This window comes from Streptomyces nidicola, from assembly GCF_050106155.1.
In the GTDB taxonomy this organism is placed as follows: domain Bacteria; phylum Actinomycetota; class Actinomycetes; order Streptomycetales; family Streptomycetaceae; genus Streptomyces.
The window spans coordinates 5,197,222-5,221,214 of record NZ_JBNBPI010000001.1 but is presented as its reverse complement, the minus strand read 5'-3'; the positions used below and the strand labels follow the sequence as shown (position 1 = coordinate 5,221,214).

Annotated in this window: 20 protein-coding genes; 8 read left to right on the top strand and 12 right to left on the bottom strand. The window is 70.3% G+C overall.

Annotation, left to right across the window (positions count from 1 at the left end; translation table 11 throughout):
• Nucleotides 1–58 precede the first annotated feature (58 nt).
• The 5 genes from ACOKM3_RS23765 to ACOKM3_RS23745 form a co-directional block, all read right to left on the bottom strand.
• Complete coding sequence (locus tag ACOKM3_RS23765; protein WP_426903054.1) at nt 59–1,519, bottom strand: aldehyde dehydrogenase family protein; 1,461 nt, start codon at nt 1,517–1,519, stop codon at nt 59–61.
• On the bottom strand, nt 1,516–3,255 hold the full coding sequence (locus ACOKM3_RS23760; RefSeq protein WP_426903053.1) for an N-acyl-D-amino-acid deacylase family protein: 1,740 nt from the start codon (nt 3,253–3,255) through the stop codon (nt 1,516–1,518). The genes ACOKM3_RS23765 and ACOKM3_RS23760 overlap by 4 nt, the downstream gene beginning before the upstream one ends.
• A 220-nt stretch (nt 3,256–3,475) precedes the next feature.
• Nucleotides 3,476–4,594, bottom strand: a complete 1,119-nt coding sequence (locus ACOKM3_RS23755; RefSeq protein WP_426903052.1) for an LLM class flavin-dependent oxidoreductase — start codon at nt 4,592–4,594, stop codon at nt 3,476–3,478.
• Between the two features lie 118 nt (nt 4,595–4,712).
• The gene (locus ACOKM3_RS23750) at nt 4,713–5,501 is read right to left on the bottom strand and encodes an SDR family NAD(P)-dependent oxidoreductase (RefSeq protein ID WP_426903051.1); all 789 of its coding nucleotides are present in this window, start codon (nt 5,499–5,501) and stop codon (nt 4,713–4,715) included.
• A 25-nt stretch (nt 5,502–5,526) separates the two neighbouring features.
• On the bottom strand, nt 5,527–6,462 hold the full coding sequence (locus ACOKM3_RS23745) for an LLM class F420-dependent oxidoreductase (RefSeq protein WP_426903050.1): 936 nt from the start codon (nt 6,460–6,462) through the stop codon (nt 5,527–5,529).
• Between the two features lie 232 nt (nt 6,463–6,694).
• On the opposite strand from ACOKM3_RS23745, the gene ACOKM3_RS23740 reads away from it, so the two are divergent.
• Together ACOKM3_RS23740 and ACOKM3_RS23735 are read left to right on the top strand one after the other, a co-directional pair.
• Nucleotides 6,695–6,964 carry a ribbon-helix-helix domain-containing protein gene (locus ACOKM3_RS23740; RefSeq protein ID WP_426903049.1) on the top strand — a complete coding sequence of 90 codons (270 nt, stop codon included), beginning with the start codon at nt 6,695–6,697 and terminating at the stop codon, nt 6,962–6,964.
• Nucleotides 6,965–7,001: 37 nt separating this feature from the next.
• Nucleotides 7,002–7,397 carry a PIN domain-containing protein gene (locus ACOKM3_RS23735; RefSeq protein ID WP_426903048.1) on the top strand — a complete coding sequence of 132 codons (396 nt, stop codon included), beginning with the start codon at nt 7,002–7,004 and terminating at the stop codon, nt 7,395–7,397.
• Nucleotides 7,398–7,932: 535 nt separating this feature from the next.
• On the opposite strand, the gene ACOKM3_RS23730 is transcribed toward ACOKM3_RS23735, so the two are convergent.
• Complete coding sequence (locus ACOKM3_RS23730) at nt 7,933–9,201, bottom strand: amidohydrolase family protein (protein ID WP_426903047.1); 1,269 nt, start codon at nt 9,199–9,201, stop codon at nt 7,933–7,935.
• Nucleotides 9,202–9,426: 225 nt separating this feature from the next.
• Between ACOKM3_RS23730 and ACOKM3_RS23725 the strand changes: the two genes are divergently transcribed.
• The 3 genes from ACOKM3_RS23725 (at nt 9,427) to ACOKM3_RS23715 (ending at nt 13,199) form a co-directional block, all read left to right on the top strand.
• On the top strand, nt 9,427–12,414 hold the full coding sequence (locus ACOKM3_RS23725; protein WP_426903046.1) for an AfsR/SARP family transcriptional regulator: 2,988 nt from the start codon (nt 9,427–9,429) through the stop codon (nt 12,412–12,414).
• 244 nt (nt 12,415–12,658) lie between these two features.
• Nucleotides 12,659–12,835, top strand: a complete 177-nt coding sequence (locus tag ACOKM3_RS23720) for a hypothetical protein (protein WP_426903045.1) — start codon at nt 12,659–12,661, stop codon at nt 12,833–12,835.
• A gap of 184 nt (nt 12,836–13,019) precedes the next feature.
• Nucleotides 13,020–13,199: a hypothetical protein gene (locus ACOKM3_RS23715; RefSeq protein WP_426903044.1), complete on the top strand. Its 180-nt coding sequence runs from the start codon at nt 13,020–13,022 to the stop codon at nt 13,197–13,199.
• Nucleotides 13,200–13,376: 177 nt separating this feature from the next.
• Here ACOKM3_RS23715 and hemB read toward each other — a convergent pair whose 3' ends face one another.
• The 6 genes from hemB to ACOKM3_RS23685 form a co-directional block, all read right to left on the bottom strand.
• A complete protein-coding gene (gene hemB, locus ACOKM3_RS23710; protein ID WP_426903043.1) occupies nt 13,377–14,369 on the bottom strand; it encodes a porphobilinogen synthase in 993 nt (330 codons plus the stop codon).
• A 100-nt stretch (nt 14,370–14,469) separates the two neighbouring features.
• Nucleotides 14,470–16,149 carry a bifunctional uroporphyrinogen-III C-methyltransferase/uroporphyrinogen-III synthase gene (locus ACOKM3_RS23705; protein WP_426903042.1) on the bottom strand — a complete coding sequence of 560 codons (1,680 nt, stop codon included), beginning with the start codon at nt 16,147–16,149 and terminating at the stop codon, nt 14,470–14,472.
• Nucleotides 16,146–17,108 (bottom strand): hydroxymethylbilane synthase, encoded by a 963-nt coding sequence (gene hemC, locus ACOKM3_RS23700; RefSeq protein WP_426903041.1) that lies wholly within the window; start codon nt 17,106–17,108, stop codon nt 16,146–16,148. The genes ACOKM3_RS23705 and hemC overlap by 4 nt, the downstream gene beginning before the upstream one ends.
• A complete protein-coding gene (locus ACOKM3_RS23695) occupies nt 17,105–18,733 on the bottom strand; it encodes a glutamyl-tRNA reductase (protein ID WP_426903040.1) in 1,629 nt (542 codons plus the stop codon). Before ACOKM3_RS23695 ends, hemC begins: the two co-directional genes overlap by 4 nt.
• On the bottom strand, nt 18,730–19,527 hold the full coding sequence (locus ACOKM3_RS23690) for a redox-sensing transcriptional repressor Rex (protein WP_426903039.1): 798 nt from the start codon (nt 19,525–19,527) through the stop codon (nt 18,730–18,732). The genes ACOKM3_RS23695 and ACOKM3_RS23690 overlap by 4 nt, the downstream gene beginning before the upstream one ends.
• Before the next feature lie 352 nt (nt 19,528–19,879).
• A complete protein-coding gene (locus ACOKM3_RS23685) occupies nt 19,880–20,167 on the bottom strand; it encodes a glutaredoxin family protein (protein WP_426903038.1) in 288 nt (95 codons plus the stop codon).
• A gap of 106 nt (nt 20,168–20,273) precedes the next feature.
• Between ACOKM3_RS23685 and ACOKM3_RS23680 the strand changes: the two genes are divergently transcribed.
• The 3 genes from ACOKM3_RS23680 (at nt 20,274) to ACOKM3_RS23670 (ending at nt 23,869) form a co-directional block, all read left to right on the top strand.
• Complete coding sequence (locus tag ACOKM3_RS23680) at nt 20,274–21,212, top strand: HAD family hydrolase (RefSeq protein ID WP_426903037.1); 939 nt, start codon at nt 20,274–20,276, stop codon at nt 21,210–21,212.
• 338 nt (nt 21,213–21,550) lie between these two features.
• Entirely contained in the window at nt 21,551–22,375 is an 825-nt protein-coding gene (locus tag ACOKM3_RS23675) for an ECF subfamily RNA polymerase sigma factor, BldN family (protein ID WP_426903036.1), read from the top strand.
• Between the two features lie 261 nt (nt 22,376–22,636).
• Nucleotides 22,637–23,869 (top strand): DUF5667 domain-containing protein, encoded by a 1,233-nt coding sequence (locus ACOKM3_RS23670; RefSeq protein ID WP_426903035.1) that lies wholly within the window; start codon nt 22,637–22,639, stop codon nt 23,867–23,869.
• Nucleotides 23,870–23,993: the final 124 nt, after the last annotated feature.

Sequence of the window (23,993 nt, the reverse complement as noted above, 5' to 3'; positions counted from 1 at the left end):
GGCCCGAGGGTTCCGTGGGGCTGGTGGTGCTGTTCACCCGGCCGATGGTGATGGTGCGCTATCCCGGCCAGACGATCGACTGCCACTCGCTGTACGCGTGCAGGGCGTACGAGCCGACGTCCCGGCCCACCCCGCTCTTCTTGAAGCCGCCGAACGGCGCCTCCATGTTCCGGCCGATGGTGTTCACGCCGACCCCGCCGGCCCGCAGCCGCCGCGCGACCCGGAAGGCCCGCGCGACATCGCCCGACCACACGTAGTCGATGAGGCCGTAGTCGGAGTCGTTCGCGAGCGCGACCGCCTCGTCCTCGTCGCCGTCGAAGGGGACCACGGCAACCACCGGGCCGAAGATCTCCTCGCGGACGACCCGCATGTCGTTGGTGCAGTCGGCGAGCAGGGTGGGAGCGACGTAGAACCCGGCCTCAAGAGAGGGCCGCTCACCACCGGCGACGACCGTCGCCCCCTCCTTCCGCCCCAACTCGACGTAGGACTCGACCCGTTCCCGATGCGCCGCCGAGATGACGGGCCCGACGACGGTCCCCTTCGCGCGCGGGTCGCCGACCTTCATGTAGCCGATGTACGCGGTGAGCCTGGCGACGAACTCGTCGTACACGGACCGGTGCACGATCGCCCGCGTCGGGGCCGTGCAGATCTGCCCGCTGTAGAAGGCGTACGTGGTGCCGATCCCGGCGACGGCCGAGTCCAGGTCGGCATCGTCGAGGACGATGGCCGCGCCCTTGCCGCCCAGCTCCATCAACTGCCGCTTCATGGACCGGCCGCACACCTCGCCGATGCGCTGCCCTACGGCGGTGGAGCCGGTGAAGGACACCATGTCGACGTCCGGGGAGTCGACGGCGGCCTCGCCGACGCCGACCTCGGACCCGCTGACGACGTTCACGACACCCGCCGGGACGCCCGCCTCCTCCAGGGCCGCCGCCATCCGGAACACGGACAGCGGATCCTGCGGCGCGGGCTTCACGACGACCGTGTTGCCCATGGCGAGCGCGGGGGCGACCTTGCCCGCCGGGTTGGCCCACGGGTTGTTGTAGGAGGTGATGCAGGTGACGACGCCGACCGGCTGGCGCACGGCGAGCGCGCCCGTCACGCCCGCCTTCCCCATCGGCCCGGCCTCGTTGATCTGCGGCGTCATCGCCTCCTCGACCGGTTCCAGGGCCCCCTTCGCGTACCGCCGGAACCGCGAGACGCCCACGGCGACCTGCATGCCGCGCGCGGTCCCGGTCGTCGCCCCGCTCTCCGCCTGCGCCAGTTCGGCATTGCCGGCGAAGTCCCGCTGCATGAGGTCGGCGGCCCGGCCGAGAATCGCGGCCCGCTCCTCCGGCTTCGTACGCGACCAGGTCCCGAAGGCGTCGCGGGCCGCGCGCGCGGCGTCGTACACCTGCTGCCGCGAGGCCTCGGGGGCGTGCCCGACGACGGACTCGCGCGCCGGATCGACGACGTCGTAGTGCCCGGCCTCGGGCTCGACCCACTCGCCCCCGATGAACAGCCCCTGGGATTCGCTCACTTGGTACTCACCGTCCGGGTGTCGGCACCCGACCGCAGCACCCTCCCGGGCACGGCACCACTCACGACATCCCCACGCATGGCCTCAACACCATTGACCCACACGGCCGTTACGCCAATGGCCTTGGAGTCGAGCCGCGGACTGTCGCCGGGCAGATCGTGCACGAGAGTCGCTTTGCCCGCGTCGATGGTCTCGGGGTCGAACAGCACGAGATCGGCGTGCCACCCTTCCTGGATCCGCCCCCGCTCCCGCAGCCCGAAGAGCTGCGCCGGATCATCGGTCAGCATCTTCACGGCCTGCTCGAGACCGACCAGCTTCCGCCCCCGCAGACAGTCCCCGATGAACCGGGTCGTGTACGGCGCCCCGCACATCCGGTCCAGGTGCGCGCCGGCGTCGGACCCGCCGAGCATGACGTCCTCGTGGTTCCAGGTCTCGGCCCGCAGCGCCCAGGAGTCGGGGTCGTTATCGGTCGGCATCGGCCACAGCACGGTCCGCAGCCCGTCATTGGCGCAGATCTCGACGAGACACTCGAAGGGCTCCTGCCCGCGCTCGGCGGCGATGTCATTGACGACGCGCCCGCTCAGCCCCTCATTCGCCTCGGAGTACGTGTCGCCGATGACGTAACGCCCGAAGTTCGCGAGCCGCCGGAAGACGCCGGCCTCCTTGCTGTCGGCGCGCCGCAGCATCTCGCCGCGCACCTCGGGATCACGCAGCTTGGCGATGCGTTCATCGATCGGAAGCCCCAGAATCTCCCCCCACCCGGGTATCAGATTGAGCGCGCAGAACGTCCCGAGGCTCATGTTCATCGGCGTCAGGATCGGCATGGTCAGCGCGACGATCCGCCCACCCGACTTCCGGGCCCGCTCGCTCGCCTCCAACTGCCGCGGCACGCGCTCGGGCACGGCGGCGTCGATGGTGAGCACGTTCCAGTTGAGCGGCCGGCCGGCAGCAGCGCTCATGTCCACGAACAACTCGATCTCATCATCACTGAACTGATCGAGACACCCCGCCACGATGGCCTCGATCTGCGTCCCCTCATGCTCGCCGACCGCCTTGCTGAGCGCGATCATCTCGGCGGGCTTCGCGTGCCGGGAGGCGACGGGCTCGCCGTCCCCGTCGGAGTGCGAGGACGACTGGGTGGTGGAGAGCCCCCAGGCACCGGCGTCCATGGCGTCCTTCAACAGCCCGACCATCCGGTCGAGTTGCTCGGGAGTCGGCTGCCCGCCGACGGCATCGGCCCCCATCACGTACCGCCGCAGGGCGCAGTGCCCCACCATGAACCCGGCGTTGACGGCGATCCGCCCGTCGAGGGCGCCCAGATAGTCCCCGAACGAATTCCACGTCCACGGAGCGCCCTCCTCCAGGGCGACCAGCGACATCCCCTCCACGCGGGACATCATCCGCCGGGTGTAGTCGGCGTCCCCGGGCTGCTCCGGGTTCAACGGAGCGAGCGTGAACCCACAGTTTCCCCCGGCGACAGTCGTCACCCCATGATTCAACGAGGGCGTGGCATACGGATCCCAGAACAGCTGGGCGTCGTAATGCGTGTGCGGATCGACGAACCCGGGCGCGAGCACGAGCCCCGAGGCGTCCTCGCTGCTGCGGGCGTCCTCGGAAACCCGTCCGGGCTCGGCGATGACGGCGACCCGCCCGTCCCGGATCCCGACATCGGCCGTGTAGCCGGGCGCACCGGTCCCGTCGACAACGGTGGCGCCCTTGATGAGGTGGTCGAGCATACGAGTTCGTCTCCCTTCGGACGGAGGTCATTCGGCGGTCATTTCGTTGAGGGGCGGAGCGATCCGCACAATCAATCCCGGCAAATCCAGCCCCGCTCTGGTGACGAGAGCCAGCGGGGTCCGGGGCAGAGCCCCGCGACGTCAACCACGCCACCCCCACCCCCGGAGGGCCCCGGCTCTCCCGTCCGGGAGGAGGAAAGCCGGGGCCGGTCCGAGAGGACTACGCGGCCGACCGGAACCTGGTCGTCCGGTGCACCGGATCCGTATCGATCTTCGGAATCACGTGCTCCCCGATCAGCTTGATCGAGTTGAGCGTGTCCTCGTGCGAGACCCCGATCGGCAACCCGAACGACAACTGGTCCGCCCCCGCCTGCTCCCACCGCTTGCACTGCTGCAGCACCTCGTCCGGGTCACCGCAGATCATCAGCTCCTCGGCGATGAGCAGCTCGATGATCTCCTCGGAGTAGTCCGGAAGCAGCTCAGGCCACTCCGGTATCCCCTCCGGCCGAGGAAACGTGTCGTGGTACCGGAACAGCAGCGACTGCAGGTAGTTGAGCCCGCCGCCGACCGCGATCTGCACCGCCTTCTCGTGCGTCTCGGCACAGATCGCCGTGGACGTCACCATGACGTTGTCGTTGACGAAGTCACCGATGGGGTCCGGGTCCTGGATGGCGGTCTTGTACTGCTCGAGCACCCACTCCATGTCGGAGACCTTCTGCACGCTGAAGCCCAGCACGCCGAGCCCCTTCTTGGCCGCCATGGCGTACGACGGCGGGGACCCGGCGGCGTACCACATGCCGGGGTGCGACTTCCCGTACGGCTTGGGCAGCACCTTGCGGGGCGGCAGCTCCCAGTGCTTGCCCTTGAACCCGACGTACTCGTCCTGGAGCCACATCTTCGGGAACTCGCGGATGGTCTCTTCCCAGATCTCCTTGGTGTAGTTCATGTCGGTGACCCCCGGCATGAACCCAAGAATCTCGTGGGAGCCGGCGCCGCGCCCGCTGCCGAACTCGAAGCGCCCCTCGCTGAGGTGGTCGAGCATGGCGACCTTCTCGGCGACCTTCACCGGGTGGTTGACCGGCGCCAGCGGGTTGAAGATGCCGGATCCGAGGTGGATCCGCTCGGTCGCGTGCGCCAGGTACCCGAGGAACACATCGTTCGCGGAAAGGTGCGAGTACTCCTCCAGGAAGTGGTGCTCGGACGCCCAGGCGTACTTGAAGCCGGACTTGTCCGCCTGGATGACGTACTCGGTCTCGTTCATGAGCGCGCGGTGCTCGGCCGTCGGGTCGGTCAGCGCCTTCTTGCCCAAGTATCCCTGTACAAAGAGCCCGAATTCCAAGGAGGTTCACCGTCCTCGTCAGTTTCTGACGCATCGTCAGATTGGTTGGATCGACTGTTCCACCGGACCCGCCCACCGTCAATACCTGACGCATCGTCAGGTACGGACGCAGGCAGGGTCACAGCACACTGACGCCCGCCAGCCACCCCCCGTCCACGACGAACGGCTGCCCGGTGATGTACGCCGAGTCCTCCTCGGAGCTGAGGAAGAGCGCGAGCCGCGCGACCTCCTCCGGCTTCCCGACCCGGCCGAGCGGCACGAGCTTGCGGTACAGGTCGTCGAGCGCCTGGGCCGCCTCCTCGGAGTCCGCCTCGGGGTCGAGCTGGGAGGGGTTGCTCATGGCGGTGTCGATGGCGCCGGGGCAGACGGCGTTGACGCGGATCTTCTGCGCGGCCAGCTCCAGCGCGGCGACCCGCGTGAGCCCCACGATGGCGTGCTTGGTGGCGGTGTACGCGCCGACGTACGCCATGCCCGTCACCCCCGTGTACGAGGAGGTGTTGACGATCGACCCGCCGCCCGCCGCGCCGATCTCGGGCGCGACGGTCTTGATCCCCAGGAACGCCCCCACCTGATTGACCTGGATGATCTGCTGAAACTCGTCCAGAGGCGTCGAGACGAGCTCGTTGAACCGCAAGATCCCCGCGTTGTTGACGAGCCCGTCGATCTTCCCGAAGGCGGCCTTCGCGGAGCCGACGGCGGCGACCCAGTCCTCCTCCTTGCTCACGTCCAGATGCACATAGACGGCGTTGCCGTTACCGAGATCCTTCGCGACCGCCTCGCCCTGGTCGTCGAGCACATCGGCCACGACGATCTTCGCGCCCTCCGAGGCGAAGAGCCGCGCCTCCTGCTCCCCCTGCCCGCGCGCCGCACCGGTGATGAGAACCACACGTCCGTCGAGCTTGCCCATACGTACAACTCCTTCTACGCAGTACCTAGTTGAGGTTGCTGAGGTGCGGAGCCACTTCGGCGGCGAAGGCCGCCATCTGGTCGGTGAGTTCGACACGGCTCCGGTTGCGGAACCGGATCTGGATCTGCTGCACGCCCATGGCGGCGTACGCACGCAGGGACTCGGCGATGCCCTCCCCGGCCCCCGACAGGGTGCGGCGCCCGACATCCCACGCCGGCTCGCCCACGTACAGCGGCTCGGTGATCGCGCCCACGGTGATCGGCGCCTCGATCCCGGCCTCGGCGCGCAGCCGCCGCAGCTTCTCGATCTGCTGCGGGAGCCGGTCCCTCGGGTCGCCCTGCGGCAGCCAGCCGTCACCCTTGAGCGCGGCGCGGCGCACGGCGGGGGCGGAGGAGCCGCCGACCCAGATCGGCACGCGCGCCTGGGTGGGCCTGGGCCGTTGCCCCAGCCCCTCGAACCGCCACAACTCCCCTTTATGCACGGGGAATTCCTCGGGCCCGAGCGCCGCCTTCACCGCATCAACACTCTCGTCGAGCACGGCGCCGCGCCGCGCGAAGTCGACGCCGAGCGCCTCGAACTCCTCCTGTACGTGCCCGGCCCCGACGCCCAGGACGAGCCGTCCGCCGCTGAGGTGGTCGAGGGTCGCGTACTGCTTGGCCGAGACGAGCGGATGCCGCAGGCCGACGACCGCGACGTGGCTGAGCAGCCGCACGCGCTCGGTGACGCCGGCCAGGTAGGCGAGCGTGGCGACGGGGTCGTACCAGGTCGTCGACATGGCGTCGGCGAGCCGGCGCGGGATGGCGACGTGGTCGCAGCTCGCGACGTAGTCGAACCCGCTCCGATCGGCGGTACGGGCGACCTCGGCCAGATCCTCCGGACCCGCACCGGCCTCCCAGGGCTCGGCGTAGATGGCGCTCTGGGACTGAACCGGGAGCTGCATCCCGTAGGCGAGCGTAGCCATGAGAACCCCTGCCACTAGGTTTCCTGACGGTCCGTCACATTCGGTGGACGCCAAACATCCTCACGTCTGACACACCGTCAGGCAACCCCGGGTGCACATCGGTTTCCTCCGAGCCCGGGATCGACCTCACCCCCTCGCCCGCCTCCCACCGACCACCGACCACCGACCACGGCAGCCGACGGCGATATGGCACGCATGGAAGCGTCGCGCCAAACGCGGCACCATATGTGGCATGACTCTCAAGCGAACCACCGTGTACGTGGACGCCGAGAACCTTCAAGTGATCAAGGAAGCCGCCGCCAAGGACGGCGTCTCGGAGGCCGAGATCATCCGCCAGGCCGTCCACAGGGCTGCCCTCGCCCGGAAGGCCTGGGACGAACCGTTCTTCGCCCGCACGTACCCACCCGTGTCCGGGAAGGTGACGGACACGGCCGAGGCCACGGAAGCCATGCGGGAGGAGAAGGCCCGGCACTACCGGGCCAGCAAGGGCGACACCGCGTGATCCTGCTGATCGCCGACACCTCCGGGCTCCCCGCCGCATGGGAAGAGGGCACCCCGCAGGGCCGGGCACGCGGGAGGCACTCGACAGGGCGAGCACCCTCGTGGTCTCCCCTGTCATCCTCAGCGAGCTCGATCACCTCGCCACCCGCGAGCTGGGCCGGCGGGCCGCCGTCGAGGCGGTCGACGACCTCTGCCGTCGCATGCGCTCTGGTCGCGCCGAAGCCGCACCCGTGACCGTATCGACGCTCGAGCAGGCACAGATGGTCCGCGCGCATTACGCGGCACTGGACCTGGACCTGACCGACGCGGTGAACGTGGTACTGGCCCGCGACTACGACACCAACGCCGTCCTGACGCTCGACCGCCGCGACTTCCGGGCAATCGCCCCACTCAGCCCCCACAAGGCGTTCCGCCTGCTGCCGGACGACCTCTGACCACCAAGCCCCGCACTGGGACGAGCGCCGGCGGGGCCCGGCACAGCGCCCCAAATCAACCCCCGCACTCGGACGAGAGCCAACGGGGCCCGAGGCAGAGCCCCGATCCTTTCCAGCCCCGCCAACGACCAAGGCGCGGCCCCCGGCGCAGGCAAATCAAGCCCCGCCGACGATTGAGACGCAGGGTCCGGCGCAGGCAAATCAAGCCCCGCCGACGATTGAGGCGCGGGGCCCGGGGCAGAGCCCCGATCTTTTCCAGCCCACCAGCGATCGAAACGCAGACCCCGGAGCAGAGCCCAAATCAAGCCCCGCCGGCGATTGAGGCGCGGGGCCCGGGGCAGAGCCCCGATCTTTTCCAGCCCACCAGCGATCGAAACGCAGACCCCGGAGCAGAGCCCAAATCAAGCCCCGCCGGCGATTGAGGCGCGGGGCCCGGGGCAGAGCCCCGCGACCGCAACCCCGCCTCCGGGCACCGAGCACCGGGCACCCACCACCCGGCCCCCGGCCCCCGCCACCCCACCCCCACCCGGCCCGATCAGGGCCTCCAGCACCCATCCCGGTCCAGACCGAGCAGGTCAATCGCATTGCCGCGGACCAGCCGGTCCACCACATCCGGCGCCAAGTGCCCCATCTGCGCCTCACCGACCTCCTTCGACTTGGGCCACGTCGAGTCCGAGTGCGGGTAGTCCGTCTCGTACAGCACGTTCCCGACCCCGATGGAATCGAGGTTCTTCAGCCCGAACGCGTCGTCGAAGAAGCAGCCGAAGACGTGGTCGGCGAAGTACTCCGACGGCGGCTTGCGCACCTTGTCGGCGACGCCGCCCCAGCCCCGGTTCTCCTCCCAGACCACGTCCGCCCGCTCGAGGATGTACGGGATCCACCCGATCTGCCCCTCGGCGTACATGATCTTCAACTCCGGGAACCGCTCGAACTTGCCGCTCATCAGCCAGTCCACCATCGAGAAACAGCAGTTGGCGAAGGTGATGGTCGACCCGACGGCCGGCGGCGCGTCCGGCGACGTCGATGGCATCTTGCTGCTGGACCCGATGTGCATGGCGATGACCGTCCCGGTCTCGGCGCACGCCGCGAGGAACGGATCCCACTCGTCCGTGTGGATGGACGGCAGCCCGAGATGCGGCGGAATCTCCGAGAACGCGACCGCCCGCACCCCGCGCGCGGCATTGCGCCGCACCTCGGCCGCCGCCAACTCGGCGTCCCACAGCGGCACCAGGGTGAGCGGTATGAGCCGCCCCTGCGCCTCGGGCCCGCACCACTCCTCCACCATCCAGTCGTTGTACGCCCGGACGCCGAGCAGCCCGAGCTCCCGGTCCTTGGCCTCGGTGAACGTCTGCCCGCAAAAGCGCGGGAACGTGGGGAAGCAGAGCGCGGACTGGACGTGGTTGACGTCCATGTCGGCGAGCCGCTCCGGGACGCTGAACGACCCGGGCCGCATCTGCTCGTACGTGATGACTTCGAGCCTGATCTCGTCCCTGTCGTAGCCGACGGCCGTGTCGAGCCTGGTCAGCGGCCGGTGCAGGTCCTCGTACACCCACCAGTCGCCGATCGGCCCTTCGTCGCCGGGCTCGCCCATGACCGGCGCGAACTTCCCGCCCAGGAAGGTCATTTCCTTCAGAGGGGCGCGGACGATACGGGGCCCGGTGTCGCGGAACTTCTTCGGCAGCCGGTCGGACCAGACGTTCGGCGGCTCCACCGTGTGGTCGTCGACGGAGATGATGCGCGGGAAGTCGGCCGATTCCAGGGGATTTTGAGCGTTTCGAGTGCTTTCTGTCTCCGTGGTCTCCATGCGCTCACGGTAGCGCTGATCTGACGACCCGTCAGCTATTGGGAGCCCAGTGGTTCCCAATGGCCCACGCGTGAGGTCTCTGTGATGGGTGCCCTCCATGGCTGACGTTTCCGCCAGGAACAAGGCAAACTGACGGGAGTTGTCTTTGATGTGCGCGCGACACGGCGCGCCGGTTGGACGGCGCGGCAGAATGATGTGCGGACGTGGCAGCAGGGAGCAGTGAAGATGGCCGGTGGACCGCGGGTACCGGAGCAGCGGCGTGCCGCCCCGCCCGAGGACCCCTCGGACGCGGCCCCGGCCGCCGGCGCCGACCTGCGCTTCAGCGTGCTCGGACCGGTGCGGGCCTGGCGCGGCGAAGACCCCCTGACCACCGGCTCCCCGCAGCAGCGCGCGCTCCTCGCCGCCCTCCTGCTCCGCCAGGGGCGCACGGCGACGGCGGCCGAACTCATCGACTCCGTATGGGGCGACGAGCCCCCGTCGCAGGCGCTGGCCGCGATCCGCACGTACGCCTCGCGGCTGCGCAAGATCCTCGGCCCCGGCGTCCTGGAGACCGAGGCGGGCGGCTACGCGCTGCGGATGGCGCGGCCCGACGCCCTCGACCTCGTGGCGGCCGAGGAGCTGGCGGCGCGGGCCGAGCGGGCGCGGCAGTCCGCCGACCTGTGCCGGGCGCGGACGCTGGTGAACGAGGCGCTCGACCTCTGGGACGGCGAACCGCTGGCCCACGTACCGGGCCCGCACGCGGAGACGGAGCGCACCCGCCTCGACGAATGGCGCCTCCAACTCCTGGAAACACGCCTGGACATGGACCTGGAGCAGGGCTGCCACGCGGAGGCGGTCTCGGCCCTCACCGCCCTCACCGCCGACCACCCCCTCCGCGAGCGCCTGCGCGAACTGCTGATGCTCGCGCTCTACCGCTCGGGCCGCCAGGCGGAGGCCCTCGCCGTCTACGCGGACACCCGCCGCCTCCTCGCCGACGAGCTGGGGGTGGACCCGCGCCCCGGTCTCTCGGAGCTCCAGCAGCGCATCCTCCAGGCGGACCCGTCCCTGTCGGAGCCCTCGGCGCAGCCGCCCGAGCCCTCGGCGACGCCGCAGCGTCCGGCCCAACTCCCGGCCACCGTCCCGGACTTCACGGGCCGAGCCTCCTTCGTGAAGGAACTCAGCGAGACGCTCGCCTCCGCGTCCTCCGAATCGGGCGCCGGCTCGGTGATGGCGGTCTCGGCGGTGGCGGGCATCGGCGGCGTCGGCAAGACCACCCTCGCCGTGCACGTGGCGCACGCGGCGCGGGCCGCGTTCCCCGACGGCCAGCTCTACGTGGACCTCCAGGGCACGAGTCCGCGCTGCGCCGAGCCCGAGACGGTCCTCGGCTCCTTCCTCCGCGCGCTCGGCGTCCCGGACTCGGCGGTCCCCGAGTCCCTGGAGGAGCGCTCGGCCCTGTTCCGCTCGACGCTCGACGGCCGCCGGACCCTGGTCCTCCTCGACAACGCGCGGGACGCGGCGCAGGTCAGGCCGCTGCTGCCCGGCACGGCGGGCTGCGCGGCGCTGATCACGGGCCGCGTCCGGATGGTCGACCTGGTGGGCGCGCACCTGGTCGACCTGGACGTCATGTCCCCCGACGAAGCACTCCTCCTCTTCACCCGCATCGTCGGCGAGGAACGCGTGACGTCGGAGCGCAAGGCGGCCCTCGACGTCGTCGCGGCCTGCGGCTTCCTCCCGCTGGCGATCCGCATCGCGGCCTCCCGCCTCGCGGCCCGCCGCACGTGGACGGTGTCGGTCCTCGCAGCGAAGCTCGCGGACGAGCGCCGCCGCCTCGACGAACTCCAGGCCGGAGACCTCGCGGTCAAGGCCACCTTCGAACTCGGCTACGGCCAACTGGAGTCGGCCCAGTCCCGCGCCTTCCGCCTCCTCGGCCTCGCGGACGGCCCCGACATCTCCCTGGCGGCCGCTGCCGCGGTCCTCGACCTCGACACCGAGTCGACGGAGGACGTCCTGGAGTCCCTGGTCGACACCTCCCTCCTGGAATCCGCCGCCCCGGGCCGCTACCGCTACCACGACCTCGTACGCCTCTACGCGCGTGCATGCGCGGAACGGGACGAGACGGGGTCGGACCGGGACGCGGCGCTCTCCCGCCTGCTGGACTTCTACCTAGCGACGGCGGCAGGGGTGTACTCGATCGAGCGTCCCGGCGACCGGCTGGTGGACCACCTGACGCCCACCGTCCATGCGGGACTCTCCTTCGACGACCGGCAGACGGGCCGGGACTGGCTCTACAACGAGGCGGTTCCGCTCCTCGCCTGCGCCCGGCAGGCGACCGGGAAGAGCACCCTGCACCGAGGCATCGACCTCTTGTGGGCGGCGGTCGATCTGGCCGAGTCGGGCGCCAACTCGAAGGAGTACGAGGCGACGGCCGCCCTGCTGCACGAGGCCTCCCAGGAGATGGCCGACGTCCGCGGCGAGGGCAGGGCCTGCGTGGTGCTGAGCAACGCACGGCTGTTCTCCGGCGCCTTCGACCGCTCCGAGCAGGAGGCGCACCAGGCGCTCGCCCTCGCCGAGACCCATGACGACCCGCTGGCCCGCTGCTGGGCGGCGAACATCCTGGGGAACATCGCCTTCTACCAAAGCCGCCACAACGATGCCGAGGTCTACTTCAACCGGGCCATAGAGGAGTTCACGGCGTGCGGGGACCTGGCCGGCTCGGCCAGCCCCCTGTGCAATCTGTCCCGGATCCACCTGGCCACCGGCCGGGCGGACTCCGCGGTCACCCTCGCCCGGCAGGGCACGGAGATCTACGAGCGGCTCGGCCACTCGCTCCGGGTCGCGAACGGGCGCTACGCGCTGGGCCTCGCGCTCGGCAGCACGGGCCAACACGCTGACGCCACCGAGCAGTTGGAGCGGGCGCTCGCCATCTTCCGGGACAGCCGCCAGCGGCTCTGGGAGGGCATGGCCCTGTGCCGGCTGGCCGAGGTGGACCTGAACGCCCACCGGCCGACGCGCGCCGCGAGCAACGCCGAATCGGCGCTGACGATGCTGCGCGGCATTGGCGGAGCGTGGCGCCGGGGCAATGTGCTCACCGTCCTCGGCAAGGCCCTCAGGGACCTCGGCCAATCGGGTCGAGCGGAGGTCTGCTGGCGCGAGGCCCTCGCCATCTACGAGGAACTGGGCTCGCCGGAGGCCGTTGACGTACGGTCACTCCTGGCGCCGGCCACGGCGTCGTAGCGAGCGGCGACTTCAGCCGCGACGCTCCTTCGGAGTGGTCCCCGGGACGTTCATCGTTCGTTTATCGCGAGGGTGCAGTCTCAATGTTGCCGGGCCGTCGCGTCGGGGGGCAGACGGACCGCCGGACGGGCCGCTTCACCTGAAGTCCGGGTGAGCGCCCGCGGTCCAACCGGCCGCCCACGGGGGAGCGGCCGGTTGGGCTCGTCCCAGTCCAGCCCAGCACGCCCACAGGGGAGGCATCACCATGAGCGAAGAACAAGACCCGGTCGTCGAGCCGAACAACACCCACGTCACGGGTGGTGAGGACGGCGAGGACATCCAGCCGCTGAACACCCACGTGACCAGCAAGCCGGCCGCTGTCGCGGCGGACGACGGCGAGCTCAAGCCGGACAACACCCACGTGACGTCCGAGCCCAGCTAGACCACCATCCCGACGGGGATCGGCCGCGGCGGACCGGAGGGGGAACCGCCGCGGCCGAGTCGTGCCCACCGCAGGTTGCGGACGCTCCTTGGCGCATTCCGTCCCGCAGGGCCGAACACGCGATGCACACGCCTCCAACATCACTCACCCACCTGCACCACCATGCGGTTACCAAGGAGTTGGCATGATGCGAACGAAGAAGGCCCTGGTCCTGGTCGCCATGGTGATCGGTGTTGCCGCCGGCGCCGCGACGCCCGCGATGGCGGACAGCCACATCTCCGAGACGCCCCAGGACAGCCACATTTCCGTGACGCCGCAGGACAGCCACATCTCGGTGTCGCCCCAGGACAGCCACATATCCTGAGACACGCTGGAAGAAGCGAAAGGGCCGGGCCCCGAGCCCGGCCCTTCGTCATGCCGCCCTCACACCAAGGCGGGACACGCCCTCCGCCTCGGACCTGTTGAGACCCCGCGCGGAGATCGAGTTCGTGGTCTTGCCGGAATTCTTCCGGCAAGAACCGCCCCGCGCACCCCGAAAACGTCAGTCCAGCTTGCGCGCCACTTCCGTAGCCCAATACGTAAGAATCGCACTCGCCCCGGCCCGCTTGATCCCGAGCAGCGACTCCATGATCGACTTGTCCCGCTCGATCCACCCCCGCTGCGCCGCCGCCTCGATCATCGCGTACTCGCCACTGATCTGGTACGCGGCGACCGGCACGTCCGACTCGTCGGCCACCCGAGCCAGGATGTCCAGGTACGGACCCGCCGGCTTCACCATCACCATGTCGGCGCCCTCTTCGAGGTCGAGCGCCAACTCCCGCAGCGACTCCCGGACGTTGGCCGAGTCCTGCTGGTACGTCTTGCGGTCGCCCTTGAGCGAGGACCCGACGGCCTCGCGGAACGGCCCGTAGAACGCGGAGGAGTACTTCACCGAGTACGCGAGCACGGCGACGTCCTCACGCCCGATCTGGTCCAACGCGTCCCGTACGACGCCGATCTGACCGTCCATCATGCCGCTCGGGCCGACGATGTGCGCGCCCGCGTCCGCCTGGACCTGCGCCATCTCCGCGTACCGCTCCAGCGTCGCGTCGTTGTCGATCCGGCCCTGCTCGTCGAGGACGCCACAGTGGCCGTGGTCCGTGAACTCGTCCAGGCACAGGTCGGACATGACGAGCAGGTCGTCACCGACCTCGGAGCGCACGTCGCGCAGCGCGAGCTGGAGGATGCCGTCGGGGTCGGTGCCGACCGTGCCCCGCCCGTCCTTCTTCTCGTCCAGCGGCACGCCGAACAGCATGATCCCGGAGATCCCCGCCTCGACGGCCTCGGCCGCGGCCTTCTTCAGGGAGTCACGGGTGTGCTGGTACACGCCCGGCATCGAGCCGATCTCCACCGGGGCGTCGATCCCCTCGCGCACGAACGCGGGGAGGATCAGGTCGGACGGATGCAGCCGCGTCTCGGCGACCATGCGCCGCATGGTGGGAGTCGTCCGCAGCCGCCGCGGCCGCGAACCGGGGAAAGAACCGTACCGAGTCACTGAACCTGCCACCTCTACCTACTACCTACGTGAAACCCGTGAACCAGAAGGGCGGGCACCCGGGCCCTCAAGCCCGAACGTGCCCGCCCCACACTCTTCCTTACGGAGCCGCGCGCCTGCGCCGCGACCCGGGTCGCCGCTCGCTTGGCCGGGTGACCGGGTCACCCGCCTCGATCGCGGCGACCCGCCGCTTGGTGCCGAAGTCGGCGAGCGCGGCCGCCAGCTTGAGCACCGACGGCTCCGGAGCCATCACGTCGACCCGCAGGCCGTGCTCCTCCGCCGTCTTGGCGGTCGCCGGGCCGATGCAGGCGATCACCGTCACGTTGTGCGGCTTGCCCGCGATGCCGACCAGGTTGCGCACCGTGCTCGACGACGTGAACAGAACGGCGTCGAAGCCACCGCCCTTGATCGCCTCACGCGTCTCCGCAGGCGGCGGCGACGCACGCACGGTCCGGTACGCCGTGACGTCGTCGACCTCCCAGCCCAGCTCGATGAGCCCGGCGACGAGGGTCTCGGTCGCGATGTCGGCCCGCGGCAGGAAGACACGGTCGATCGGGTCGAAGACCGGGTCGTACGGCGGCCAGTCCTCCAGGAGACCCGCGGCCGACTGCTCGCCGCTCGGCACCAGGTCCGGCTTCACGCCGAAGGCGATGAGGGCCTGCGCCGTCTGGTCGCCCACCGCCGCGACCTTGATCCCGGCGAAGGCGCGGGCGTCGAGCCCGTACTCCTCGAACTTCTCACGGACGGCCTTGACCGCGTTCACCGAGGTGAAGGCGATCCACTCGTAGCGGCCCGTCACCAGGCCCTTGACCGCGCGCTCCATCTGCTGCGGCGTGCGCGGCGGCTCGACCGCGATGGTCGGCACCTCGTGCGGCACGGCGCCGTAGGAACGAAGCTGGTCGGAGAGCGACGCCGCCTGCTCCTTCGTACGCGGGACGAGTACACGCCAGCCGAACAGCGGCTTCGACTCGAACCACGACAGCTGGTCGCGCTGGGCGGCTGCGGAACGCTCACCGACCACGGCTATCACCGGGCGGTTGCCCTCCGGCGACGGCAGCACCTTGGCCTGCTTCAGCGTCTGCGCGATCGTGCCGAGCGTCGCCGTCCAGGTCTTCTGGCGCGTCGTCGTACCGGCGACCGTGACGGACAGCGGGGTGTCGGGCTTGCGGCCCGCCGCCACCAGCTCACCGGCCGCGGCGCCCACCGAGTCGAGCGTCGTCGACACGACGACCGTGCCGTCGGACGCGCCGACCTCGGTCCAGCAGCGCTCGGAGGCGGTGGCCGCGTCCACGAAGCGGACGTCGGCACCCTGCTCGTCACGGAGCGGCACTCCGGCGTACGCGGGCACGCCCACGGCCGCCGCGATGCCGGGCACGACCTCGAAGGTGATGCCCTCGCTCGCGCAGGCGAGCATCTCCTCGGCCGCGTACGTGTCGAGGCCGGGGTCCCCGGTGACCGCACGCACGACCCGCTTGCCGCCCCGCGCGGCCTCCATGACAAGATTGGCCCAGTCCCTCAGAGCCGGGACCATGACGGCAGTTGACGAGCCGTCAGCGGTCGCCGCGCGCTCGGGGGCACCCGTGGCGTCGAGGACGGTCACGCCGGCCTTGGCATGCGTCCGCACGACGTCGAGCACTTCGGGCTCGGCGATCAGCACATCCGCTCGGGACAGGGCCTCCACGGCCCTGAGGGTCAGTAGTCCCGGATCTCCGGGACCCGCACCCAGGAAGGTGACGTGCCCAGGTGCACAGGCGGTCGATACAGCGGTGGTGGGGCTCATCGTGCTCGCTCCCCCATCAGACCGGCCGCACCCTTGGCCAGCATCTCGGCGGCGAGTTCCCGCCCGAGTGCCAGCGCCTCGTCCTCGGACGAGGGCACGGGACCGGTGGTGGTCAGCTGCACCAGCTCGGAGCCGTCGGTGGTACCGACGACGCCGCGCAGGCGCATTTCCTTGGCAGTCTGCCCGTCGGCCAGCAGGTCGGCCAGCGCCCCCACAGGTGCGCTGCAGCCGGCCTCCAGGGCGGCGAGCAGGGTTCGCTCGGCGGTCACGGCGGCCCGCGTGAACGGGTCGTCCAACTCGGCGAGCATGGCCACGAGTCCACCGTTGTCGGCGGCGCACTCGATGGCCAGTGCCCCCTGGCCGGGGGCGGGCAGAATCATGTCGGTCGGGAGGAACTCGGTGACTTCCCCGCTGCGACCGGTACGGCTGAGCCCCGCGGCCGCGAGGACCACCGCGTCCAGCTCGCCCTTCTCGACAAAGCCGATCCGGGTGTCGATGTTCCCACGGATCGGCACGGTCTCGATCCGTATGCCGTGGCTGCGCGCGTACGCGTTCAGCTGCGCCATGCGACGCGGCGAACCGGTACCCACGCGGGCACCCTCGGGGAGCTCGGTGAACTTCAGTCCGTCGCGCGCGATCAGCACGTCCCGCGGGTCCTCGCGCACCGGTACGGCGGCGAGGGCCAGCTCAGCGGGCTGCGCGGTCGGCAGGTCCTTGAGGGAGTGCACCGCGAAGTCGACCTCGCCCTTGGCGAGCGCGTCGCGCAGCGCGGTGACGAAGACTCCGGTGCCGCCGATCTGCGCGAGGTGCTCGCGGGAGGTGTCACCGTACGTGGTGATCTCCACAAGCTCGACCTCGCGGCCGGTCAACTGACGTACGGCTTCGGCCACTTGCCCGGACTGGGCCATGGCCAGCTTGCTGCGCCTGGTGCCCAGCCTCAGGGCTTTCTCGGCGGTCATGCCGGGCCTCGATTCTTGCCTTCTGCTTCGTGGGGGGTGGCCCGGGAGACGGCGGCGACCGTCTCCTGGTCCAGGTCGAACAGGGTCCGCAGGGCGTCCGCGTACCCGGCGCCGCCGGGCTCGGCGGCCAACTGCTTGACCCGTACGGTCGGCGCGTGCAGCAGCTTGTCCACCACGCGCCGCACGGTCTGGGTGATCTCCGCGCGCTGCTTCTCGTCCAGGCCCGGGAGCCTGCCGTCGAGCCGGGCGATCTCGCTCGCCACCACGTCCGCTGCCATCGTGCGCAGCGCGACGACGGTCGGGGTGATGTGCGCGGCCCGCTGCGCGGCACCGAACGCGGCGACCTCGTCGGCCACGATGGTCCGCACCAGGTCGACGTCGGCGGCCATGGGGGCGTCCGCGGAGGCGTCGGCGAGCGATTCGATGTCGACGAGGCGGACCCCGTCGATCCGGTGCGCGGCCGCGTCGACATCGCGCGGCATCGCCAGGTCGAGAAGGGCGAGCGCCACCTGTCGTACGGGCTCGGGGGTGCGCTCGCGGCGCATCTCCGGCACCCGTCCGGCGACGGCGAGGGCGGCGATGGTCTCGGCCTCGGAGAGGCGGACCTGCTCGCCGGGCGCGTTGTCGACCCAGGCGCCGTGCTGCTCAAGGGCGGCGGCGTCGAACCCGGCGACCGCGGCCTCACCCTCGACGGAGAAGCCACCGCGCACCGTCTCGACGGAGCGGCTGTCGCTTCCGGCCTTGCCGGCGGCGGGAGTCGAGGCGACGGGCACCTCGCTGCCCGCGGTCGGCGTACGGCCCGCGACCGCGGAACGTACTGCCTCGGCGGTCAGTACGAGACCGGTCGCACCGGTGCAGGAGATGGCGACGTCGGCACGTGTCAGTTCGTCCGCCACGGCGTCCATCGCGACGGCACGGGCCGCCGTACCGGACTCTCCCAAGATCTCTACGAGGCGGTCGGCACGCTCCATCGTCCGGTTGGCGACGACGACTTCGGCGACTCCGGCCCGCGCGAGCGTGGCCGCGGCGAGCGAGGACATCGATCCTGCGCCGATAACGAGCGCCCGCTTGCCCTGCGCCCACGCCTCTACCGGCTGCCCGGCGGCGAGCTGCTCCAGGCCGAAGGTGACGAGCGACTGCCCGGCACGGTCGATCCCGGTCTCCGAGTGGGCGCGCTTGCCCACCCGCAGGGCCTGCTGGAAAAGGTCGTTGAGGAGCTTGCCCGCGGAGTGCAGCTCCTGGGCGCGCGCGAGGGTGTCCTTGATCTGGCCGAGGATCTGGCCCTCGCCGACCACCATCGAGTCGAGCCCGCACGCCACCGAGAACAGGTGGTGCACCGCCCGGTCCTCGTAGTGCACATAAAGATAGGGAGTGAGCTCTTCGAGACCGACCCCGCTGTGCTGGGCCAGCAGCGTCGACAGCTCGGCGACACCGGCGTGGAACTTGTCCACGTCCGCGTACAGCTCGATGCGGTTGCAGGTCGCGAGCACCGCGGCCTCGGCGGCCGGCTCGGCGGCAAGCGTGTCCTGCAGCAGCTTGGCCTGGGTGTCCGCGTTCAGCGCGGCACGCTCCAGAACGCTGACGGGGGCGCTGCGGTGGCTCAGGCCTACGACGAGGAGGCTCATGCCGGCATCACGGCGGGAACGTCCCCGTCGGGTCCCTTGCGCTCGTCGTTGTTCTTCGCGGCGGCGGGCTTGGTGACCTTGGCGGCCGGGCCCTCGAGGCCCACCGCGCCCTCGGCCTCCTCCACGGGGCTCTCGCCGGCCTTGCGCTGCTCGTGGAAGGCGAGGATCTGGAGCTCGATGGAGAGGTCGACCTTGCGCACGTCGACGCCGTCGGGAACGGAGAGCACCGTCGGCGCGAAGTTCAGGATGGAGGTGATACCCGCGGCGACGAGCCGGTCGCACACCTGCTGCGCGGCACCGGCCGGGGTCGCGATGACGCCGATGGAGACGCCGTTCTCGTCGATGATCTTCTCGAGGTCGTCGGCGTGCTGCACGGCCATGCCCGCGACGGACTTGCCGGTCATCGCCGGATCGGCGTCGATCAGGGCCGCGACGCGGAAGCCGCGCGAGGCGAAACCACCGTAATTGGCAAGCGCCGCACCGAGGTTACCGATACCGACCATCACGATCGGCCAGTCCTGCGTCAGGCCCAGCTCGCGTGAGATCTGGTAGACGAGGTACTCGACGTCGTAGCCCACGCCGCGCGTTCCGTACGAACCGAGGTACGAGAAGTCCTTGCGCAGCTTCGCGGAGTTGACCCCCGCGGCGGCCGCGAGCTCCTCGGAGGAGACCGTGGGCACCGAGCGCTCCGACAGAGCGGTGAGGGCTCGGAGGTACAGCGGAAGCCTGGCGACGGTGGCCTCGGGAATTCCTCGGCTGCGGGTCGCCGGTCGGTGAGTTCGGCCAGTTGCCACGGTGCTCCTGCGGGTAGAGCGGGGCTGTGGGCGGCACCCTGCTACTCGACCGCCCCGTCGAATGCAGGCTATGTCTTTGTGAACGCGTGCACAAAGATGGTGTCCGATTTGCCCGGCCAACGTGACCGGGCTCACGCACGCCCCGCGCGCCTCCGTGGAACCGGCGCGCAGGTAGCTTCGTTGCTCACCTGTGGGGGCCAAAACGGCACACTCTCCTCAACGTTGCCAAGATCCACGCCCCCGAGACCAAAACCGCCCCCGATCCTAAGCGACTTTTGGGACCAGTTGGACTGGTCGGTCAGTGATGTGTGCGACCGGACCGCGACCGACCTGGGGCTTCGTTTGCGGACCGTCACCGAGTGAGCGCGTGCCGCAGCCGCTCCTCCTTCACGCGCCAGAAATCGTGCTGCGCTCCGTCGACGAGAACGACCGGGATCTGTTCCCAGTACTTGCGGTACAGCTCCTCGTCCTCGGTGATGTCCTTCTTCTCCCAGGACGCGCCGACCTCGGCGCACACCTTCTCGATCACCGACTGTGCGTCGTCGCACAGATGACAGCCGGGCTTCCCGATCAGCGTGACGATCCGCTCACGCGGATCCTTCTTCTCGCGGGTACGAAAAATGGGACTCATACCGGCCATTCTCGCCCCACACGCGGCCCTCCTGTCGCCGAGAATTCACGTGCGGACAGGCTCCCGAAACCCGCTCGACTCCGGAACCCCCGAACAGACTGGCTATGCTCACGACATGGCCGCTCTCGGATGGCTCACACCCCGTAGGCGCTCCGCCACCGCGCGGAGCGTGCTGGCAGGCGAGGCTTCGGCCGAGGCCGCCCGCAAGTCCTCCCAGGAGCTGGAGGACCAGGCCCCGCCGGTCGACGAGGACGCACAGGAACCGGAGTTCCCGGTCGCGGGCGACGACAAGGCCGCCGCCTTCTTCGACCTGGACAACACGGTGATGCAGGGCGCCGCGATCTTCCACTTCGGCCGCGGCCTCTACAAGCGGAAGTTCTTCGAGCGCCGCGAACTGACCCGATTCGCCTGGCAGCAGGCCTGGTTCAGGATCGCGGGCGTCGAGGACCCCGAGCACATGCAGGACGCACAGAACAGCGCCCTGTCCATCGTGAAGGGCCACCGCGTCGCCGAGCTGATGTCCATCGGCGAGGAGATCTACGACGAGTACCTGGCCGAGCGGATCTGGCCCGGCACCCGCGCCCTCGCCCAGGCCCACCTGGACGCGGGCCAGAAGGTGTGGCTGGTCACCGCCGCGCCCGTCGAGATCGCCACGGTCATCGCCCGCCGCCTCGGCCTGACCGGCGCGCTCGGCACGGTCGCCGAGTCCATCGGCGGCGTCTACACCGGCAGGCTCGTCGGCGAACCGCTGCACGGGCCCGCGAAGGCCGAGGCGGTCCGCGCGCTCGCCTCCGCCGAGGGCCTGGAGCTCGGCCGCTGCGCCGCGTACAGCGACTCGCACAACGACATCCCGATGCTCTCGCTCGTCGGCCACCCGTACGCGATCAACCCGGACGCGAAGCTGCGCAAGTACGCGCGCGAGCGCGACTGGCGCCTTCGGGACTACCGCACGGGCCGCAAGGCCGCGAAGGTCGGGATCCCCGCCGCGGCCGGCGTCGGCGCGGTCGCGGGCGGCACTGCCGCGGCGATCGCACTGCACCGGCGCCGTCGCTGACGGTCGATCGCCTACGGTCACCGAGCGGTCGAGGACGACATTCCGTACGTCTTACCCGTGTCCCGCTCCCGCCAGTCCCGCAAGTACCACTCGGCCACAACACGTCACCACCAGAGCCTGAACTTGAACGTAATCGATCAACAAGTGGTCACTCTCTGGTACTTGAAACGCCTTCGAGCGACTACAGAAGTGACGTAATCGGTGATTTGAGCAACTGGGTGTAGTCCTCCCTGCACGAAGCGTTATTCTCCTCAGACGCAAACCGGTACCCACGCGTCAGCACGACGGGTGAACGGTCCCGCACTGCACGTGATGGAAGCTCTGCCTCTGGGAGTCCCGTGTACCCACACGTCGGGGTTGACGCCTCGGGCCTGGCTACGCTGCACGCGACGGTCGTGGACCGCCTGCGCGGTTTCGTCCCCACCGCGTACGCCGTCCCCGCCCTCGCCGCTGCGGCGGCGTCGGCCGTGCCCGCCCCTGCCTCGCCATGTTTCGCCATGGCCGATTCGACCGCGGCCACCGTCGGCAGACGGGCCCGTTCCGGGTCCGCCGGCACCTCGGGCACCGCTGCCAGGTCGGCCACACCTACGGCCCGCCGTCCCGCGGCCGACAGCGACAGTGCCCGCATGATGGACCTGGTCGAGCGCGCCCAGGGGGGCGAGGCCGACGCGTTCGGCCGGCTCTACGACCAGTACAGCGACACCGTGTACCGCTATATCTATTACCGCGTCGGCGGGAAGGCGACCGCGGAGGACCTCACCAGCGAGACCTTCCTGCGCGCGCTGCGCCGCATCGGCACGTTCACCTGGCAGGGCCGCGACTTCGGCGCCTGGCTGGTCACGATCGCGCGCAACCTGGTCGCGGACCACTTCAAGTCGAGCCGCTTCCGCCTCGAGGTGACCACGGGCGAAATGCTCGATGCGAACGAGGTGGAGCGTTCCCCCGAGGACTCCGTCCTGGAGTCCCTCTCGAACGCGGCCCTGCTCGACGCCGTGCGCCGCCTCAACCCACAGCAGCAGGAGTGCGTCACGCTGCGCTTCCTGCAGGGCCTGTCCGTCGCCGAGACCGCTCGCGCGATGGGCAAGAACGAGGGCGCGATCAAGACCCTCCAGTACCGGGCGGTGCGCACCCTGGCGCGCCTTCTGCCGGACGACGCCCGCTGAGCCCGGGGGTCTCTTCTTCACCCCTGGGGCCGTTACTGCCCGCAGTCCCCAACTCACCTACGGTGAAAGCGAGATGGGATCGCGCCCGGATCATCTTTCGCGCGTAACCCAAGTACCGAGCCGCTCGTTGTGCGGGATGCAGGCTCCCTGTGGTCACTCCCGACCGGAATTCACTCACTCTTTGGTGTGTATCCGGACCGGGGGTGCAACCCCAGGACCCCCTGGGGAGTCGACCGTCATGATTGAGAGGAGGTGCCGCCAGTGATCGCGAACGTCTCGGCACACCGGCGGGCGAACGCCTTCGCCCAGGCCCTGGAGGACCAGTCCGACCAGGACCCGGCGGCGCAGCAACCGGAAGAAGAACCGGCCGCCCTGCGCAGCGATGCGGCGTCGGCCGAGGAGGGCGGGCTGCTGTCCCTGGCCGCGGCGCTCGGCGAGCTGCCGAAGCCGGAGTTCGATCCCGAGGTCAAGGTGGTGCAGCGGGCGCAGCTCGTCGCCGCCATGGAGGCCATGGTCCAGGAGGGCGGCGCGGCCACCTCCGTACCCAAGCAACGCCAGGGCAAGGGCGCCCACCGGGCGAGTCCGCTGCGCAAGCTGCGGCCCCGCTCCCGGCTGAGCAAGGGCATCGCGGCGGGCGGACTCACGGTCGGAGTGGCCGCGGGCGCGTTCAGCGGTGTGGCCGCGGCGTCGTCCAGCGCGCTGCCGGGCGACCACCTCTACGGCCTCAAGCGCGGCATGGAGGACCTCAAGCTGGGCATGGCGCACAGCGACTCCGACAAGGGGCAGGCCTACCTCGACCAGGCATCGACGCGGCTGAGCGAGGCGCGGCGGCTCATGGAGCGCGGCCGCACCGGACAGCTCGACCACGAGTCCGTGGGTGAGGTCAGGCGCGCGCTCTCCGGCGTGCAGTACGACGCCTCCGAGGGCCACAGGCTCCTCAGCGACGCGTACAAGCGCGACGGCGCCCTCGGCCCGATCCAGGCCCTGTCCGCCTTCTCCGACGCGCACAGGCAGAGCTGGACGGCCCTGAGCGACCGCCTGCCGGTCCAGCTCGGGGACGTACGGGATCAGGTCAGCTCGGTCTTCGACGCCATAGACGAAGAGGTCGGCCCGCTGCGCTCCCTGCTGCCGCGGACCCCGGACGAGAAGAACGGCGCGACGAGCCCGGGCAGCAGCCAGGACGGTACGTCGCCGGGGTCCCCGGACACCGGCGGCTCCACCCCGTCCGGTTCCGGCTCCGCCTCCGAGGACGACAAGACGTCGACGAAGCCGAAGCCGTCCACGTCCGACACCGGCAAGGACGAGGAGGGCCTGCTCGGTGAGAACACGGGCGGCCTCCTCGACCCGCCGAAGGACAAGACGACCCCGCCCTCCTCGGACGACAGCCCGGACTCCAACACCGGCACGGGTTCCCCGAAGCCGGACGTGACGGTGCCCCCGCTGCTCCCGGGCCTCCTGCCGGGCCTGGGCGTCGACGGCGAGGACGCGAAGTAGCGCACCGCGCAGCAAACAGGGCCCGAGGCTTGCCTCGGGCCCTGTCTCGTTCAGAAGAACGCCACTTCAGAAAACCACCGCTTCAGAAAAACACCGACCTGCGCTGCACCAACAGCTTGACCCC

Coding starts and splice junctions, on each gene's coding strand:
- ACOKM3_RS23760 (WP_426903053.1), bottom strand. CDS start 3,255: ATGCTCGACCACCTCATCAAGGGCGCCACCGTTGTCGACGGGACCGGT.
- ACOKM3_RS23750 (WP_426903051.1), bottom strand. CDS start 5,501: ATGGGCAAGCTCGACGGACGTGTGGTTCTCATCACCGGTGCGGCGCGC.
- ACOKM3_RS23745 (WP_426903050.1), bottom strand. CDS start 6,462: ATGGCTACGCTCGCCTACGGGATGCAGCTCCCGGTTCAGTCCCAGAGC.
- ACOKM3_RS23740 (WP_426903049.1), top strand. CDS start 6,695: ATGACTCTCAAGCGAACCACCGTGTACGTGGACGCCGAGAACCTTCAA.
- ACOKM3_RS23735 (WP_426903048.1), top strand. CDS start 7,002: ATGGGAAGAGGGCACCCCGCAGGGCCGGGCACGCGGGAGGCACTCGAC.
- ACOKM3_RS23730 (WP_426903047.1), bottom strand. CDS start 9,201: ATGGAGACCACGGAGACAGAAAGCACTCGAAACGCTCAAAATCCCCTG.
- ACOKM3_RS23725 (WP_426903046.1), top strand. CDS start 9,427: ATGGCCGGTGGACCGCGGGTACCGGAGCAGCGGCGTGCCGCCCCGCCC.
- ACOKM3_RS23720 (WP_426903045.1), top strand. CDS start 12,659: ATGAGCGAAGAACAAGACCCGGTCGTCGAGCCGAACAACACCCACGTC.
- ACOKM3_RS23715 (WP_426903044.1), top strand. CDS start 13,020: ATGATGCGAACGAAGAAGGCCCTGGTCCTGGTCGCCATGGTGATCGGT.
- ACOKM3_RS23705 (WP_426903042.1), bottom strand. CDS start 16,149: ATGAGCCCCACCACCGCTGTATCGACCGCCTGTGCACCTGGGCACGTC.
- hemC (WP_426903041.1), bottom strand. CDS start 17,108: ATGACCGCCGAGAAAGCCCTGAGGCTGGGCACCAGGCGCAGCAAGCTG.
- ACOKM3_RS23695 (WP_426903040.1), bottom strand. CDS start 18,733: ATGAGCCTCCTCGTCGTAGGCCTGAGCCACCGCAGCGCCCCCGTCAGC.
- ACOKM3_RS23685 (WP_426903038.1), bottom strand. CDS start 20,167: ATGGCCGGTATGAGTCCCATTTTTCGTACCCGCGAGAAGAAGGATCCG.
- ACOKM3_RS23680 (WP_426903037.1), top strand. CDS start 20,274: ATGGCCGCTCTCGGATGGCTCACACCCCGTAGGCGCTCCGCCACCGCG.